Annotated in this window: 17 protein-coding genes; 12 read left to right on the forward strand and 5 right to left on the reverse strand. The window is 33.3% G+C overall.

Translation table 11 applies throughout. From position 1 onward, the window contains the following. Nucleotides 1-119: 119 nt before the first annotated feature. The 9 genes from DFR80_RS13820 to DFR80_RS13860 all read left to right on the forward strand — a co-directional run bounded on the left by DFR80_RS13820 (nucleotide 120) and on the right by DFR80_RS13860 (nucleotide 9,868). Entirely contained in the window at nucleotides 120-779 is a 660-nt protein-coding gene (locus DFR80_RS13820; protein WP_076543469.1) for a TrkA family potassium uptake protein, read from the forward strand. A 26-nt stretch (nucleotides 780-805) separates the two neighbouring features. Next, the gene (miaB, locus tag DFR80_RS13825) at nucleotides 806-2,131 is read left to right on the forward strand and encodes a tRNA (N6-isopentenyl adenosine(37)-C2)-methylthiotransferase MiaB (protein ID WP_114490323.1); all 1,326 of its coding nucleotides are present in this window, start codon (nucleotides 806-808) and stop codon (nucleotides 2,129-2,131) included. A gap of 135 nt (nucleotides 2,132-2,266) precedes the next feature. Continuing rightward, entirely contained in the window at nucleotides 2,267-4,873 is a 2,607-nt protein-coding gene (gene mutS, locus DFR80_RS13830; protein WP_114490324.1) for a DNA mismatch repair protein MutS, read from the forward strand. 1 nt (nucleotide 4,874) lies between these two features. Then, a complete protein-coding gene (mutL, locus tag DFR80_RS13835) occupies nucleotides 4,875-6,863 on the forward strand; it encodes a DNA mismatch repair endonuclease MutL (protein WP_114490325.1) in 1,989 nt (662 codons plus the stop codon). Next, nucleotides 6,863-7,834 carry a tRNA (adenosine(37)-N6)-dimethylallyltransferase MiaA gene (gene miaA / locus DFR80_RS13840; RefSeq protein ID WP_114490326.1) on the forward strand — a complete coding sequence of 324 codons (972 nt, stop codon included), beginning with the start codon at nucleotides 6,863-6,865 and terminating at the stop codon, nucleotides 7,832-7,834. Before mutL ends, miaA begins: the two co-directional genes overlap by 1 nt. Beyond that, a complete protein-coding gene (locus tag DFR80_RS13845; protein ID WP_114490327.1) occupies nucleotides 7,794-8,171 on the forward strand; it encodes a thioredoxin family protein in 378 nt (125 codons plus the stop codon). The genes miaA and DFR80_RS13845 overlap by 41 nt, the downstream gene beginning before the upstream one ends. 94 nt (nucleotides 8,172-8,265) lie before the next feature. Beyond that, entirely contained in the window at nucleotides 8,266-8,505 is a 240-nt protein-coding gene (gene hfq / locus DFR80_RS13850; protein ID WP_076543463.1) for an RNA chaperone Hfq, read from the forward strand. 17 nt (nucleotides 8,506-8,522) lie between these two features. Beyond that, nucleotides 8,523-9,215 carry a tetratricopeptide repeat protein gene (locus DFR80_RS13855; RefSeq protein ID WP_233493915.1) on the forward strand — a complete coding sequence of 231 codons (693 nt, stop codon included), beginning with the start codon at nucleotides 8,523-8,525 and terminating at the stop codon, nucleotides 9,213-9,215. Between the two features lie 26 nt (nucleotides 9,216-9,241). Continuing rightward, nucleotides 9,242-9,868, forward strand: a complete 627-nt coding sequence (locus tag DFR80_RS13860; RefSeq protein ID WP_114490328.1) for a uracil-DNA glycosylase — start codon at nucleotides 9,242-9,244, stop codon at nucleotides 9,866-9,868. Nucleotides 9,869-9,983: 115 nt separating this feature from the next. Here DFR80_RS13860 and lexA read toward each other — a convergent pair whose 3' ends face one another. After that, the gene (gene lexA, locus DFR80_RS13865) at nucleotides 9,984-10,607 is read right to left on the reverse strand and encodes a transcriptional repressor LexA (protein ID WP_076543461.1); all 624 of its coding nucleotides are present in this window, start codon (nucleotides 10,605-10,607) and stop codon (nucleotides 9,984-9,986) included. A 164-nt stretch (nucleotides 10,608-10,771) separates the two neighbouring features. Between lexA and DFR80_RS13870 the strand changes: the two genes are divergently transcribed. The 3 genes from DFR80_RS13870 to DFR80_RS13880 all read left to right on the forward strand — a co-directional run bounded on the left by DFR80_RS13870 (nucleotide 10,772) and on the right by DFR80_RS13880 (nucleotide 13,015). Further along, on the forward strand, nucleotides 10,772-11,113 hold the full coding sequence (locus tag DFR80_RS13870) for a LysM peptidoglycan-binding domain-containing protein (protein WP_076543460.1): 342 nt from the start codon (nucleotides 10,772-10,774) through the stop codon (nucleotides 11,111-11,113). Between the two features lie 160 nt (nucleotides 11,114-11,273). Beyond that, a complete protein-coding gene (locus tag DFR80_RS13875; RefSeq protein WP_076543459.1) occupies nucleotides 11,274-11,930 on the forward strand; it encodes a recombinase family protein in 657 nt (218 codons plus the stop codon). Between the two features lie 131 nt (nucleotides 11,931-12,061). Beyond that, the gene (locus DFR80_RS13880; protein ID WP_114490329.1) at nucleotides 12,062-13,015 is read left to right on the forward strand and encodes an L-lactate dehydrogenase; all 954 of its coding nucleotides are present in this window, start codon (nucleotides 12,062-12,064) and stop codon (nucleotides 13,013-13,015) included. A gap of 348 nt (nucleotides 13,016-13,363) precedes the next feature. On the opposite strand, the gene DFR80_RS13885 is transcribed toward DFR80_RS13880, so the two are convergent. From DFR80_RS13885 to DFR80_RS15420, 4 genes are all read right to left on the reverse strand, one after another. Next, on the reverse strand, nucleotides 13,364-13,867 hold the full coding sequence (locus DFR80_RS13885) for a flavin reductase family protein (protein WP_114490330.1): 504 nt from the start codon (nucleotides 13,865-13,867) through the stop codon (nucleotides 13,364-13,366). A gap of 166 nt (nucleotides 13,868-14,033) precedes the next feature. Then, nucleotides 14,034-15,248 carry a tryptophan synthase subunit beta gene (trpB, locus tag DFR80_RS13890; protein WP_114490331.1) on the reverse strand — a complete coding sequence of 405 codons (1,215 nt, stop codon included), beginning with the start codon at nucleotides 15,246-15,248 and terminating at the stop codon, nucleotides 14,034-14,036. A gap of 130 nt (nucleotides 15,249-15,378) precedes the next feature. Beyond that, entirely contained in the window at nucleotides 15,379-15,708 is a 330-nt protein-coding gene (locus DFR80_RS13895; protein WP_114490332.1) for a tRNA-binding protein, read from the reverse strand. Nucleotides 15,709-15,773: 65 nt separating this feature from the next. Then, entirely contained in the window at nucleotides 15,774-16,052 is a 279-nt protein-coding gene (locus tag DFR80_RS15420; protein WP_233493917.1) for a hypothetical protein, read from the reverse strand. Between the last annotated feature and the right edge of the window lie 318 nt (nucleotides 16,053-16,370).

The raw sequence follows: 16,370 nt of genomic DNA on the forward strand, positions 1-16,370 counted from the left end.
AGGGGGAGGGATTCCTGCATTTAGTGCAGATTCCTAAACTGATAATTATGATAACTATTAATATTTTTAAAAAAACTATTAGATTTGACGTAACGGTTTATTTGACAGGAGGAAATAAGATGAAACAATTTGTTGTAATTGGTCTGGGACGTTTTGGCTCCAGTGTTGCTACAACTCTGGCTGATAATGGTTACGATGTTCTGGCAATTGATCAGGATGAAGAAAGAGTCCAGTCAATATCAAATCAGGTTACACATGCAGTAGAGGCTGATGCTACAGATGAAGAAGCATTAAAAACCCTGGGAGTCAGAAATTTTGATGTGGCAGTTGTTAGCATCGGAGATAATGTTTCTGCAAATATTCTCTGTACTTTAATTTTAAAGGAGCTTGGAGTACCTTATGTAATAGTTAAGGCTCCAGACAGTTTACACGGTAAAGTGCTGAGTAAAGTAGGAGCAGATAGAGTTGTTTATCCTGAACGGGATATGGGAGCAAGAATTGCACATAACCTTATTTCTTCTAATGTGCTTGATTATATAGAATTTGCCCCGGAATATGGTGTTATTGAAATTATTGCTACAGATAAAATGATTGGCAAAACTTTAAAAGAATTAGAATTCAGATCAAAGTTTAATGTTAATGTTATGGCAATTAAGCGGGGAGAGAACTTAAATGTTTCTCCTGGAGCTGGGGATAAAATTTTAGAAGCTGATCGTCTGGTTGTAATGGGGAAAAATGAAAGTTTAGAAAAACTGAAAAACTTTGATGAGACACAATAGTTTTAACTATAAACAGGAGTGAAATAATGAATAAAAATAAATATTATAATATAATAACTTACGGCTGTCAGATGAATGAGCATGATTCGGAAAGACTGGCCGGTATGCTGGAAGAAATGGGTTATCAGCATACAGAAGAACTGGCTGATGCAGATATAATTTTATTAAATACCTGTATTATCAGAGAAAATGCCGAATTGAAGGTTTTTGGTAAACTCGGTGAACTTAAAAAATATAAGCGGGAAAATCCAGATTTAATTATAGGAATTGGCGGCTGTATGATGCAGCAGGATGAACCTGTTGATGAGGTGTATAAAAAATACCGTCATGTCGATTTGATTTTTGGTACCCACAATATTCATCATCTACCCAATTTGATTAAGAAAATAGAAGAAACAAGAGAGCGAGTTGTTGAAGTCTGGGATGAGGAAGAGGGTTTAATACCTGATCTTCCATCTCAACGTGATTCTGATCATTCGGCCTGGATATCGATTATCCAGGGCTGCGATAACTTCTGCACCTACTGTATTGTTCCTTATGTAAGAGGAAGAGAGCGCAGCAGACCAGTTAATTCTATTGTTCAGGAAGCTGAGCGTCTGGCAGAAGACGGAGTTAAGGAAATTACACTTCTAGGTCAAAATGTTAATTCCTACGGAAATGATCTGGATAACGAAATTAATTTTCCCAAGTTACTGGAAGCATTAAATAAGGTGGAAAAACTGAAAAGAATTCGTTTTATGACTTCTCATCCAAGAGATCTTTCTGATGAGTTGTTGTTACAGATCAAAAACCTGGAAAAAGTAGCCAATCATATTCATCTACCAGTTCAATCAGGTAGTAATAAGGTGCTTAAGGAAATGAATAGAGGTTATACCCGCGAATATTATATCAACCGAGTAAAAAAAATACAGGCCGAAATTCCAGGTGCTGCAGTCTCAACAGATTTTATAGTTGGTTTTCCTGGAGAAAGCGAAGAAGATTTTGAACAAACAATTGAACTTGTTAAGGAATTAAATTTTGATATGGCATATACCTTTATTTATTCTCCCAGGAGTGGAACACCGGCTGCCCGGAGAGATGATCAGATTGATGAACAAACCAAAAAAGATCGCTTAAAGAGATTAATGGACTTGCAGAATAAAATAAGTTATGATAAGAACCAAAAATTAATCGGTAGTACCCAGGAGATTCTGGTGACAGGTCCCAGCAGTAATGATCCAGAAGTATATGAAGGTCGAACTTCTACAAATAAAATTTGTTTTATAGAAAAAAATAAAGATTTAATTGGAGAACTTATTAAGGTACGGATTGAGGATGCAAAAAGCTGGACTTTAGAGGGAACAGTAATTTAATATATTTGGCAGCTGTTACTAAATACTAATTTTCTACTAGCTGCAGGAAAAATGATGCACAAAACAGACCTGGGAGATAATTTAATAGATCTTTCAGGTTTTAACTTATTTATATAAACTTTTGGAGGGATTAATTTGGCAGAATTAACACCAATGATGCAGCAGTACCATGATTTAAAAAACAAATATCAGGATGCAATGTTATTTTTTCGCCTGGGAGACTTTTATGAAATGTTTGGTGATGATGCAAAAAAAGCTGCTAAAATACTGGATATCGCCTTAACTTCTCGTAATAAAGGTGGTGGAGAAAAAATACCGATGGCAGGAGTTCCCTATCATTCGGCTGCTTCTTATATAGAAAAGCTGATAAAAAGTGGGATTAAAGTTGCTATCTGTGAACAGCTTGAAGATCCTTCAGAAAGCAGTGGAATTGTAGAAAGAGATGTTATTCGAGTTGTTACTCCTGGAACAGTAATTGAAAACGAAATTTTATCTGAGAATGAAAATAACTATCTGGCTGCAGCTTTTCAATTTGGCGATTATTATGGGCTTTCTTATACAGATATTTCAACAGGGGAATTTTATCTAACAGAGTTTTCGGCAGCTGATCAGGATAAACTCAAGGATGAAATCAATCGTATTTCACCTCAGGAAATATTAATAGATCAAAAAACAGCAGAAACTGATTTAATCGAGGAACTGCAGAATCTTTATAATTTTACTTTAAATATTTTAAATGATAAAAAGTTTGAACGGCTATATCAGGGCTTGCTTGAGCATTTTCAGTTAAAATCACTGGAAGGTTTTGGCTGTGAAGAAATGAAAGCCGCTGTTTATGCAGCCGGTCAGGTTCTTTCCTATTTAGGCGAAACTCAGAAGAGAACTGTCAATCAAATTACTGCATTAAAGGCTTATCATCTAGAAGACTATATGGTTTTAGATTCTGCCAGCCGTAGAAATCTGGAACTAACATCGACAATTAGAGATAATCAGCGTTCAGGTTCTCTGCTCTCCATAGTTGACCAGACAGTTACTTCTATGGGAGGTAGAGAGATTAAAAAGTGGATAAATCAGCCTTTAATTCAAAAACCAGCAATTACAAATAGACATGATGCTCTAGCAGAAATAATAGATAACTATATGTTTTTAGAGAAATTAAGAAATGAACTATCAGAAATTTATGATTTAGAAAGAATAATGAGTAAGATTACCTATCAGTCTGCAAATGCCAGAGATATGATAGCTTTAAGAAATTCTCTTTCTAAATTACCAGCAGTTAAAGAATTACTAACTGAATTTAATAGTACTCTGCTGCTTGAAATGCAGGAAGATTTTGATTTATTAGATGATATTTATTCTCTAATCGATGAGTCAATTAAGGAAGAGCCCCCAACTACAATTTCTGAAGGTGGAATAATTAAAGACGGCTATGACTCAAAGCTTGATGAACTCCGAAAGCTGGTCAGCAGTGGTAAGGATTGGATTACCTCACTGCAGAAAGAGGAAAGAGAAAAAACAGGGATCAATACACTCAAAGTTGGTTTTAATAAAGTTTTTGGTTATTATCTTGAAGTAACAAACTCTCATACTGATAAAGTTCCTGAAAGATATGAGCGTAAACAGACTTTAAGCAACAGTGAGCGCTATATTATTCCTGAACTAAAAGAAAAGGAATCTGAGGTATTAGGAGCAGAAGAAAAAATTAATGATCTTGAATATAAGTTATTTGTTGAAATCAGAGATAAAATTGCAGCAGAAGTAGAAAGAATCAATCAGACAGCTGCAATTATAGCTCAACTTGATGTTTTACTTTCTTTTTCTTATCTAGCTATAGAAAATAATTATAGTCGTCCAGAGGTGACAAATAGTGATGAAATAAAGATTAAAAATGGACGACATCCAGTTGTAGAAAAGATGTTTGCAGAACAATTTGTGCCCAATGACTGTTATTTAAATCAGAGTGATCAGCGTTTTATTATTATTACTGGTCCCAATATGTCTGGTAAATCAACCTATATGCGTCAGGTTGCCCTGATAGTCTTAATGGCACAGGTGGGATCTTATGTACCGGCAGAAGAAGCAATAATTGGCCTAACAGATAGAATTTTTACCAGAGTTGGTGCCAGTGATGATCTGACAACTGGTCAGAGTACATTTATGGTAGAAATGAACGAAGTGGCAAATATAGTTAACAACAGCACGGAAAAAAGTTTAATTATTTTGGATGAAGTCGGAAGAGGAACCAGCACCTATGATGGAGTCTCTATTGCCTGGTCTGTCAGTGAATATCTCAATAATCCAGAGCGTATCGGTGCCAGAACATTGTTTGCAACACACTATCATGAATTAACCAGATTGGAAGATGAGTATGATGGAATTAAAAATTATAATGTACTGGTAAAAGAAGATAATGATGGGGTACACTTTTTACACCGTATTGTTGAAGGTAGGGCCAGTGATAGCTATGGCATTGAGGTTGCTCGTCTGGCGGGTCTGCCGGAAGAAATCATTATCAGTGCTCAGAAAATTTTAAATCGGCTGGAAGAAAATAATAAGATGCCTGTTCGCAAACTTGAAAAAACAGTCATGGATGATAAACATCAACAATTGCCTTTATTTAATACAGAAAAAAGCCCAGTTTTAAAAAAATTAGATGAACAGGATATTTTAGAGATGACTCCAATGGATGCCATGAACTTTTTATATAAGTTAAAAAAGGATCTTAAAAAAGAGGAGAATTAAGATGGGAATTATAAAACAGCTTCCCCAAAATGTTGCAAATCAAATATCTGCGGGAGAGGTTATAGAAAGACCCGCTTCCATAGTTAAAGAATTGATTGAGAACTCAATTGATGCAGGAGCTGAAAATATTGAAATTAAAATTGAAGATGGTGGTCGCGAGCTGATTAAAGTTAAAGATGATGGTCACGGGATTCAAGTTGATGATATTGAATCAGCTTTTAATCGCTATGCAACCAGTAAAATTGAAGATATTGATGATCTTTATTCACTATACAGCCTGGGCTTTAGAGGTGAGGCCCTGGCAAGCATTGCTTCTGTAGCAGAGGTTGAAATGATCAGCCGTCATCAGGACAGTGATCAGGCTGAAAAAATCAAAATAAAAGGTGGAGAAGTAATTAATAAAAAACCGATTGGATCAACAGTCGGTACAGAAATAACTGTTAGAGATTTATTTTATAATACTCCTGCCCGTTACAAATATTTAAAAACCACAACAACTGAGTTTTCACATATTAGTAAAATTGTTAGTGCAGAGGCTACTGCTAACAGTGATTTAAGTTTTAAACTCTTCCATGATGGCAGACAGATTTTGTCAACTCCTGGTAACGGCAAACTAAAAGACACTATTTATGCTGTATATGGAAGTGAAATTGCTGATAATTTAATACCAATTGAAGTAGAAGATCGGTATATTAAGCTAAGCGGCTATCTTTGTCGTCCTGAACTAACTCGTTCCAGTAGAAGTCATGAACTATTCTTTGTTAATGGAAGACCAATATTTAACAATCTAACTGCTCGAGCAGTCGAAACTGCTTACAATAAACTTATTGATCCAGGTCGCAGACCAATTGTTTTTCTGTTTATTAAAGTTAATCCAATTCTGGTAGATGTTAATGTCCATCCGGCAAAAAGAGAGGTTAAATTTAGCCGCAGTCAGATTATCTTTGATGTGATAAAAAAAGCTGTTCGTAAAACTCTAAAAGAGAATGATCCGACTACCAGAATAAAATTAGAGCAGAATAAAAATAAAAAGGATCAGGAGACTAAGGATGAAACTACTCCAGACAGGGAGAGGCTGTTTAAAGAAAATAGGGGTCAAAGCAGTCAAAAATCTGGAGCAATTAATTCTGATTCTAATAAGCGAAATAATTTTAGATCTAATTTTGAGAATAAATCTTCAACAAATAGTTTTAGGCCTCAAAAATCAGATAAGAGTACTAATTATACTTCTAAAAATCAATCCAGAAAGCAGAATAATAAAAATTACAGTAAGAAGGATCTGAATAAAAATATTAATTACAGCAGTAATGGTAGTATGCAGGAGGAAGAACTTTCAGAAAATAAAGCTGATTTCAACAAAATAATTGAAGAAAATGAAAATCAGGAGTATTCTCTGCAAAATGTTGAAGCAGAAGAAAGCTATTTTAAGTTTTTAGGTCAGATATTTAATAGTTATCTCTTGATTGAAACTGATCAAGGTTTAAAAATTGTTGATCAGCATAATGCTCAGGAAAGAATTTTATACGAAAAATTTTATACCGAATTTAATCAAAAAGATAAAGCATCTCAATCACTGCTGCTGCCTGTGAAAATTGAGCTTTCAGCAGAAGAACGAGAAATTGTAAGACAGTATGAAGATCAAATTAGAGAAATTGGGATTGATTTTAGTGATTTTGGGAATAACACTATTTTAATTCAGGAAGTTCCTGTTTTACTGAAAAATAAGTCAACAAGAAATATTATAGAAGAGATGATTGCAGAGCTGGCGGAAGCAGGAAAAACAAAATCTGCAGCAGAAATTCAAAATACTATGCTCGAATATTTAGCCTGCAGATCTTCAATAAAAGCCGGACAGCCGCTGACCAAAAGAGAAAGTGTTCAGCTGATTAAGGATTTATACAAAACAGAAAATCCCTATCGCTGTCCTCACAGCCGACCAATAATGATCAATATCAGTCGAGAAGAAATAGAAAAAGGACTTGGTAGATAATGAAAGATTTAATAGTTTTAACAGGACCAACTGCAGTTGGCAAAACAGAACTATCACTAAAACTGGCTCAAAAAGTTGATGCTGAAATAATTTCAGCTGATTCAATGCAGATTTATGAGCAGATGGATATTGGAACAGCCAAAGCTTCTGAAAGAGAAAGGGAGCTTGTAAAACATCATCTGATAGATTTTTTGAGTCCTGAAGCAGATTATTCAGTTTCCCAATTTCAGGACGACTGTGATTTGATTATAAAAGAAATTAAAGCTCGGAATAAAATGCCACTGCTGGTGGGAGGAACTCACCTTTATTTAAGGGCTTTACTGGAAGGATTTATGCTGCCAGATATAGAACCTGATTATCAGCTGCGAGAAAGATTAGAAAAAATGGCAGAAGCTCAGGGAACTGAAAGAGTGCATCAAATTCTGGCTGAAAGGGATTCAAAAACTGCTCAAAAACTTCATCCTAATGATCTGAGACGGGTGATTAGAGCAATTGAGATTTATGAACAGACTGGCAAAACGAAAAGCTTTTATAAAGAAAAACAGGAGCAGCGGCCGCCACGCTACAGTGCTTACAAGTTTGCTCTGATTAGAAGTCGAGAGAACTTATACCAGAGAATAAATCAGCGGGTTGAACTTATGATGACAGATGGGCTTTTAGAAGAGGTTAAGTTTCTTCTAAAAAACTATGAAAATTTAAGTGATACTGCCCTACAGGCCCTGGGATATAAGGAGTTAATATCTCATCTGAATGGTGAAATAAGTCTGGATAAAGCTGTTTATGAAATTAAAAAAAGAAGCAGACATTTTGCCAAAAGACAGCTCACCTGGCTGCGTAAAGAAGAAAATTTAATAGTTTTTAATATTGAAAAAGAAGATAGTGAAGATATTTTAAAAACAATGCTAAAATTAATTAAAGGAGAAAAAGATTATGAGCAAGAATACCAAAAAAGAAACAAGATTGATTTCTAATGGAGAAGAATTTGACCGTCTTTTAGAAGAAAAAGATGCATTTTTTGTGCTTTTTTCAAATGACAGCTGTGGTTACTGTCAGATTGCAGAAAAAAATATAAATGAAGTTATTGATTCTTTTCCACAGCTGGAGCTATATCAATTAAAGTTAGCTGATGCTCCTGAGATATTTGAACGGTATGGAATTAATTCAGTTCCGGTATCCAAAGTTTTTAAAGATGGTGAGGCGGTTTATACTGGGTTTGGGGTTCGATCTCCCAATGATATTTATTACCAGTTAAAATCTTACTTTGGTAGTGGCAATTCATATTTTCAAGAATTAGCTGATAATAAATAATAAACAATATTTATTTATCTTTGCAGGAATTTTCAAAATAATATTGAATTTATAATATAGGAAGCTTTTAAAAATATAAAAGGGGGCTGCAGAGATGAGTAATAACAATATTAATTATCAGGACCACATTTTAAAGCGTGTTCACGAAAAGGACATCGAGGTTATTGTTTACTTTGTTAATGGTTATCAGTTAAAGGGAAGAATTACAGCCTATGATAACTTTACAGTTATCTTGAGAAGTGATGAGCGGGACCAGATGATCTATAAGCATGCAATTTCTACTATTGCTCCAGTTGAAAAAATAAGCGGTCTTCTTGATTTAGAAGAAGAATAGATTGACTAAGAGGTAATTTGACTAATAAATTTAGTAATAATCTAGAAATAAAGGAAGCTGATTTATTCTTGAAAAAAAAGTTGTTTATTTTAATAATAATTTCATTAATAATAATATTTCTGACCACAAATGCAGCGGCTGAGTCAAAATATAACTGGGAAGAGTTGATCAGGGCTACTCAACAACAGCTCGAACAAAACCAGAGTAATATTTTGTTAAATTATACCCTGGCAGTTGCCTATGCTAATACTGGAGAGATAAAAAAAGCATATGATATTATAGATGTTTTTGGCAGCAGTGTAAGTCGTAAAGAATTTAACACTGCTGTTTCTCCGTATTTAGCTGATTGGGAAAATTATTTAGATTATGATAATTTATTGCTTTTAAATTATGCTGCTTTTAGCAAAGTAATAAATAAAGATTATGGAGAAGCTGTTTCATTGTTTGAATATATTTTCAAAGTTGATCCAGAAAACTTATGGGCTTTAAATCATGCCGCGGCTGCTCTGGTTGAAATTAATGAATTTGATAAAGCGCATAATTATGCTGATCAGGCACTTTCAATGGAAGAAAATGAGTATTCTCATCTAATTAAAGGCTATGCTTATTATGAAAATGGTAATTATTTTAGAGCTGTTATTGAAGCTGCAAGTGCCAGAAATTTATTTAAGGCTCTGGCCAGTGAAGAGTATCAAGACTTTGCAGAATAATTATAATTTATTGCAGGAGGAATTTGATGTTATTTGACCAGCAGGGCAATTTTAAAATTCAACAATTATTTAGTTATCCCAATGATAATTACCAGAAATTGAAAGCAGAAGCCCTAAAATGTCACCGCTGTCAACTTCGGTCAGAGGCAAAGGGAGTTGTAATGGGTGAAGGAAATATCAATAACAGAATTATGTTAATAGGCGAGGGGCCCGGGGCAAATGAAGATCGTTTAGGCAGACCATTTGTGGGACGAGCAGGTAAATTAATGGATAAGATTTTGCAGGCTGTTAATTTAAAGAGAGAAGAACTTTATATTACTAATGTAATAAAATGTCGTCCTCCGGGCAATAGAGTTCCCCATCAAAATGAATTTGAGGCCTGTGTCTCCATTCTCAGAGCTGAAATTGAACTTATCAAACCAAAGGTTATCGTGACTCTTGGTTCAACGGCAACGAAATACTTAATTAATCCAGGTAAGTCAATTACTAAGGTAAGAGGCAAATGGTTTAAAAGAGGAGATATATACTTTTTACCAACATTCCATCCTGCCTATTTACTTAGAAATGAAAAAATGAAAAAGTATAGCTGGCATGATTTTAAATTAATAAAAAAAGCCGCTGACAGGATAAAAGAATTATCTAGCAGCGGGTAATTTCAATTTACAAATATTCAATTTTCCATTTTTATTTTAATAATTAATAAATTTTTAATTAAAAACTAAGCATTAAGCTGCTTAGTTTTTTTGTTTATGTTTAAAAATAAGATATTTAATCAAATTTTCTAAATAAACCTGTTACCTTACCAAGAATTTTAACATCTGTAGAAATAATTGGTTCATAGGCTGGGTTTTCAGGCTGTAGTCTAATATGATCATCTTCTTTAAAGAAACGTTTTACAGTTGCTTCTTCATCAAGAAGAGCAATTACAATTTCGTTGTTTTCGGCATAACTCTGCTTTTCTGCAATTACATAATCTCCATCATGAATTCCTGCCTCAATCATACTATCTCCACTCACTTTAAGCATAAATAAATCATTATTTCCTACTTTTAAATAACTCAATGGGAGAGGAAAATAATCTTCGACATTTTCTTCAGCTAAAATAGGAGCGCCAGCTGTAACCTTACCAACAACCGGTATATTAATCATTTCTTTATCAGTCGCAGCTTCCTGACCATTATTATAAATTACCTCAATCGCCCGTGGTTTAGAAGGATCTCTGCGTAAATAATTCAGTTTTTCTAAAGTTTTTAAATGACTGTGAACAGAAGCAGGAGACTTAAGTCCGACAGCCTTGCCAATTTCTCTTACAGAAGGTGGATAACCTTTGGATTTAATTTCATCTATAATAAATTGTAAAATACTTTGTTGTCTTTCAGATAGTTCTTCCATAATTATTCCTCCATTCTTAGTTTCTTCTATTATAACATAAAATTAATAAATAGACAAACAATCGTTCAAATAGCCCTTGACAATGAACATGTGTACTACTATAATATAAATAACAAACAGTTGTTTAGTACAGGTGTTTTAAAATATAACAGGAGGGGTTATTTATGAACGGTCTAAATTCTTATACATTAAATTATCAGGGAGCTAAATCAACAAATAAAAAGAAAAAAACTGTTTTAAAAAGCTTTTTAACTGCAGCAGTTGTTATATTTTCGCTGAGCATGTTGTTGATTTTGATTTTTTCACTAATTGGATTTGGAGAAAATAGCAGTAATTTTACCAGACATGAGATTAAACCTGGAGAGTCTCTATGGTCCATAGCTGCCCACTATTATGAAACTGGTAAGGTAGATTTAAGAAAAATGATTTATGAAATCAAAAAAATTAATAATATAGATTCTGCCATAATTACTCCTGGAAAAGAATTAATAATACCATTAAAGTAAATTTTATGATAATAAAATAAAAATATTATTGTTTTAAAAATGATTGTAAACCAGTAAAATCACTGTTTTGCAATCATTTTTTTGTTATAATTAATTATAAATCACACTATTTAATTATACTAATTTAAAATTAACTAATATTAAGAAAGGTTGATCAAAATTGAAAAAAACAATTATTTATACTAGAGTTAGCACTCAAAAGGAAAGTCAAAGTACAAGTTTGAAGCGTCAAAAGGAAGAACTTTTAAGTTATGCCCTGGAAAATGAACTAAAAGTCATCAAAACTGTAGAAGAAAAAGAAAGTGGCTTTAATGAGAGCAGGCCGGGTATTATAGAAGTTTTAGATTTAATCAAAAAAAGAAAAGTAGAAATTTTATTGGTTCAAGACAGCAGTCGACTTGGTCGGGGAAATGCTAAAATGGCTATAATCCACCAGGTTGAAAAAATGGGAGCCGAAATACATACACTTGCAGATAAAGGTGCAATTGCTTTAAATGACTTAGAAAAAATGATTTTAGAAATTTTATCAGTAGTAGAAAATTATCAACAGGAACTTAGAAATCAGAATATCAGTAGAGCAATGAAAAATAAGATAGCAGAAGGGAAATTTAATCCATCAGATAATTTAAAAAATATAGATCAAGGAGGACGCGATCGCAAAGAAATTCCTTTAAAAGAAATAATACGGCTCAGAAAATTAGATCTTACTTTTAAAGATATTGCAGCAACACTGAGGGGGCTTGGTTATGATGTTTCTAAATCTACTGTTCACAGGCGTTATCAGGAATATCAAAAGAATAATGAAATAGTTTTATAATTTGAACTATTTTGGGTTCTTATCATTTTAAAATGTAAATTATTTTACCTTTAATTTCTATTTAAAGTGGTATACTTAATAAGGATACTATAAGATTGATAAATATACTATTTTTCTAGAGGTGATATAAGATGAATAAGAATTTAAATCCGAATAAGATCGCCGTCATTGGAGCAGGTGGAGTTGGAGCAACAACGGCTTATGCTTTAATGGTCCAGGGCATTGGCTCAGAAATAGTTTTAATTGATGTAAATAAAGATAAGGCTGAAGGAGAGGCTATGGATTTAAGACATGGAGCCTCTTTTGTTAATCCGGTTGATATTTATGCCGGAGATTACAGTGATCTTGCAGATGCTAAGTTAATTATAATTACTGCAGGAGCTGCACAAAAGCCAGGTGAAACAAGACTTGATTTAATAAAAAAGAATACAGGTATTTTTAAAAATATAGTTTCTTCAATAACTGAATATAATCAGGATGGAATATTACTTGTTGTAACCAATCCTGTAGATATTCTGACCTATTTAACCTATAGACTTTCTAATTTTCCGGCAAATAGGGTTATTGGATCAGGAACAGTTCTTGATAGTTCAAGATTTAGATCTTTACTCAGTAAAAATTGTGGAGTAGCAGCAAGTAATGTTCATGGTTATATAATTGGAGAACATGGTGACAGTGAAGTTCCTGTCTGGAGTTTGACTAATATAGCAGGAACTCCTATAAGTCAGTATTGTCCAATTTGCAGCAAAGCTTGTGGTGGAGATGATTTAGAACAGATAAGCAGTCAGGTCAAAAATGCTGCTTATGAAATTATTGAAAAAAAGGGAGCTACATTTTATGCAGTAGCACTGGCAGTTGCTAGAATAGCGCGCTCAATTTTAAGAGATGAAAATGCAGTACTGACAGTTTCTAGTTTAATGGAATCTTATTATGGAATTGAAGATATAAGTTTAAGTTTACCTACAATCATTAATTCAAATGGAATTGATAGAGTTCTAGAGCTGCCGCTTTCTAAAAAAGAAGAAAAAGCTTTTAAAGAGTCAGCCGCTCATTTAAAAGAAAACTTTGAGCAATTAGAAGTTTAAGATTGGTGCCGGGTACCTGAATATTTTTTCAAGTATCCGGTTTTTATATTTTTTGGTATCCCAAAAACCTAAGTAAACTTAAGATATGGGATAAAAAAGATGATTTAATTTAATATAATAATTCTGGATATTTTTAATAAATATAAAGCACTATAATTAAACTTCGTAAAATAATAATTTTACGAAGTTTTTACTTTAAAAAAGAAATTTTCACTAAAATGAGTTAAAATCAGCTATTTTACTCTTTTATGGTTAAGCTTTTTAAAGCCTCATAAATTAAAAAGCTGATCAAATCCCCATTCCAGTGAAAACTTTTTGCTTCTAGAGCCTCTGCTTTTATCAGATAAATTATTCTTCTTTGTAGACAGCAACAACTTCTCCGTAATAAAAAGTATGCATGTCTTTGTCGGGATATTTAGTCTCCAAAATATCCTGATCCAGATTTTCCTTCAGCATATCCTGTTGATATTTAATCTTACAGATAAAATGCAGATCATTACCTTTTATAATCGGAACTTTAGATTCTTCAACCTCTGCCAGTTCTAAATCTAGTTCTTTAATTTTATTATAATCTCTACCTGACTTAGTTCCACAAAACTGAAGTTCTTTTTTTAGCTGTCCGTTTAGTGGAACACTGACTGTAAAATAATCACTATTTTCTATAAGCTGATGAGTGTGGCGGGACTTTCTCACCGGAGCCATTAAAATATTTTGATTCCAGATAAAGCCGGCAGTCCCCCAGCCCATTGTCATTGTATTAACCTCTCCATCGCTTTTAGTTGTTAAAAATACTCCTTTAGGCAGAACTTCATTATAGTCATTTAAGACCTGATTAAAATCAACTTTTTCCATTTTAAGATTAACACCTCTTTTTAAATTTATATGTTGAATATGTTGAATCAGTTATTTAAAATAAAATTAAATAAAGTATCTTTAAATTAAATATAACAAAAAAGCTGAATATAACTTTAGAAGAAGAAATACTCAGCCCTGATTTATCGAGATAATAACTTACTAATTATTTTAATTTTCCATTTTCATGTAATTCTTTAATTTGGGCTACATCCTTATCACCACGACCAGAAAGATTAATAATTACAATTTGATCTTTATTTAACTCTGCAGCTACTTTCATTCCACCAGCTACAGCATGAGCACTTTCTAAAGCCGGAATAATCCCTTCTTTTTCAGATAATAAGTGGAAAGCATCAAGTGCTTCCTGATCAGATGCAGTTGTATATTTAGCACGACCTGAATCTTTTAAATAACTGTGTTCCGGTCCGACTCCTGGATAATCAAGTCCAGCAGCAATAGAATGAGTATGAGATATAACATTCTCATCCTGATCATCATAGAGAACATAACTTTTAAAGCCGTGCAGTTCTCCCGGTTTCCCATAGGTTAAAGGGGCAGCATTTTCTCCTGGTTTATCTCCTTTACCACCAGGTTCAATCCCCAGGATATTTACTTCCTTATCATCTACAAAAGGAGCAAATAAACCAATAGCATTACTTCCTCCACCAACACAGGCTACAAGATAATCAGGTAGTTTCCCTTCTTTTTCTAATATTTGTTTTCTGGCTTCTTTACCAATAATTGACTGAAATTCTTTGACCATTGTTGGGTAGGGATTAGGGCCAACTGCAGAACCAAGCATATAAAAAGTATTATCAGCATGTTCAACAAAATCTTTTAAAGCCTCATCAACGGCGTCTTTAAGAGTTCCATCTCCAGCAGTGACCGGTTTAACTTCTGCTCCTAAAAGTTCCATTCTAAAGACATTTAAAGCCTGACGTTTAGTATCAACTTCTCCCATATAGATAATGCAATCCATATCAAACAAAGCACAGGCAGTAGCAGTAGCAACACCATGCTGTCCTGCACCAGTTTCTGCAATTATCCTCTTTTTACCCATTTTTCGGGCAAGTAAAGCCTGACCAATACAGTTATTAATTTTGTGAGCACCAGTGTGATTGAGATCCTCACGTTTAAGATAGATCTTTGCTCCTCCAACTTCTTTAGTTAAGTTTTCGGCAAAATATAAAGGGCTTGGTTTGCCAACATAGTCTTTAAAAAGATAGGCAAGTTCATCTCTAAATTCTTTATCATCCTTAATTTCATAAAATGCATTCTTTAGGTTCTCTAAAACATCTGCTAATTCTGGAGGAACAATACTTCCTCCAAATTCACCAAAAAAACCGTCTCTCTTCTCTTCTCCACTATTCTTATTCATTCTCTCAGCCTCCATCTCAAATTTTTTGAATTTAATAAAAGTTTAGCAGATAAAAGTATTTGTGTCAACCTTAATACTGGCTTTTTCTGGTTAAATCAATATATATATGTATTAACTTACCAGAATTAAATTATCCCATACGTGAACCTAGTTTTACTCTTTGTTCAGGTTCAATTAAAACAACACCATCCTGACCATAAATCCCAAGCACCAGCACTTCTGACATAAAATCTGCAATCTGTTTTGGCGGAAAGTTAATAACAGCCAGGATCTGCCTATCGATTAGATCATTAATCTCATATAAGTCTGTTATCTGGGCACTAGATTTTTTTTCACCAATTTTTTCTCCAAAATCAAGCCAGAGTTTATATGCTGGATCATTAGCTTTTTCAAAATTTTCAGCTCTAATAATTTTTCCCACTCTAATATCTAATTTCATAAAATCTTCAAATTCAGCCATTAATGTTATGCCTCCATTTTAAAAGGGCTGCATTAAAACAGCCCTGGTATTATTGATATTTTTTATTAAATTGTATGCTTACCTCTGTCCCAGTCCACACTGGTTTTCACAATCTTAAATTCATTATTTTCTTTTTTATAGATTAAAAAATAATTATTATTTAATGTTATTCCTAATTCACCTTTATATCTATGACCATCCAGATTATTATCTACTTTAGCCTGTTTTATCGAATCACAGCCTTTTATAACTCCAATTGGATATCCATCTTCCCGGATCAAAACATCAATTCCCAGCGGACACTGGTCATCAGCTTTATAATCTACCATGTAATCTTCTTCCACATAATTATCCGGCAGTTTAAGCCAGGTTTTTCCTTCTTTTTCATCTTGAAAATTAACTAGATACTGATTATCAATTTCGAGCGGTTCATCTAAAACTAACCACTGTCCGTTACTTTTAAAATCTTTTTTGTTTTTTTGAGATTTAATAGCAGTGGGCAGTTCTTTAATATTTTTAAGGTTCTTTTTGTTTAATATTTCAGCATCTTCATTCAGTTCAAGTAGTTAAGCGAATTTCATAATACGCTTAATTTAGTTTAATTCAAAAAAATATTGTCTGCGAATCATAAAAATAAGCCTTTTAACTTGAATTTGAAGATT

The organism is Halanaerobium sp. ST460_2HS_T2, from assembly GCF_003337665.1.
Lineage (GTDB): Bacteria > Bacillota > Halanaerobiia > Halanaerobiales > Halanaerobiaceae > Halanaerobium > Halanaerobium kushneri.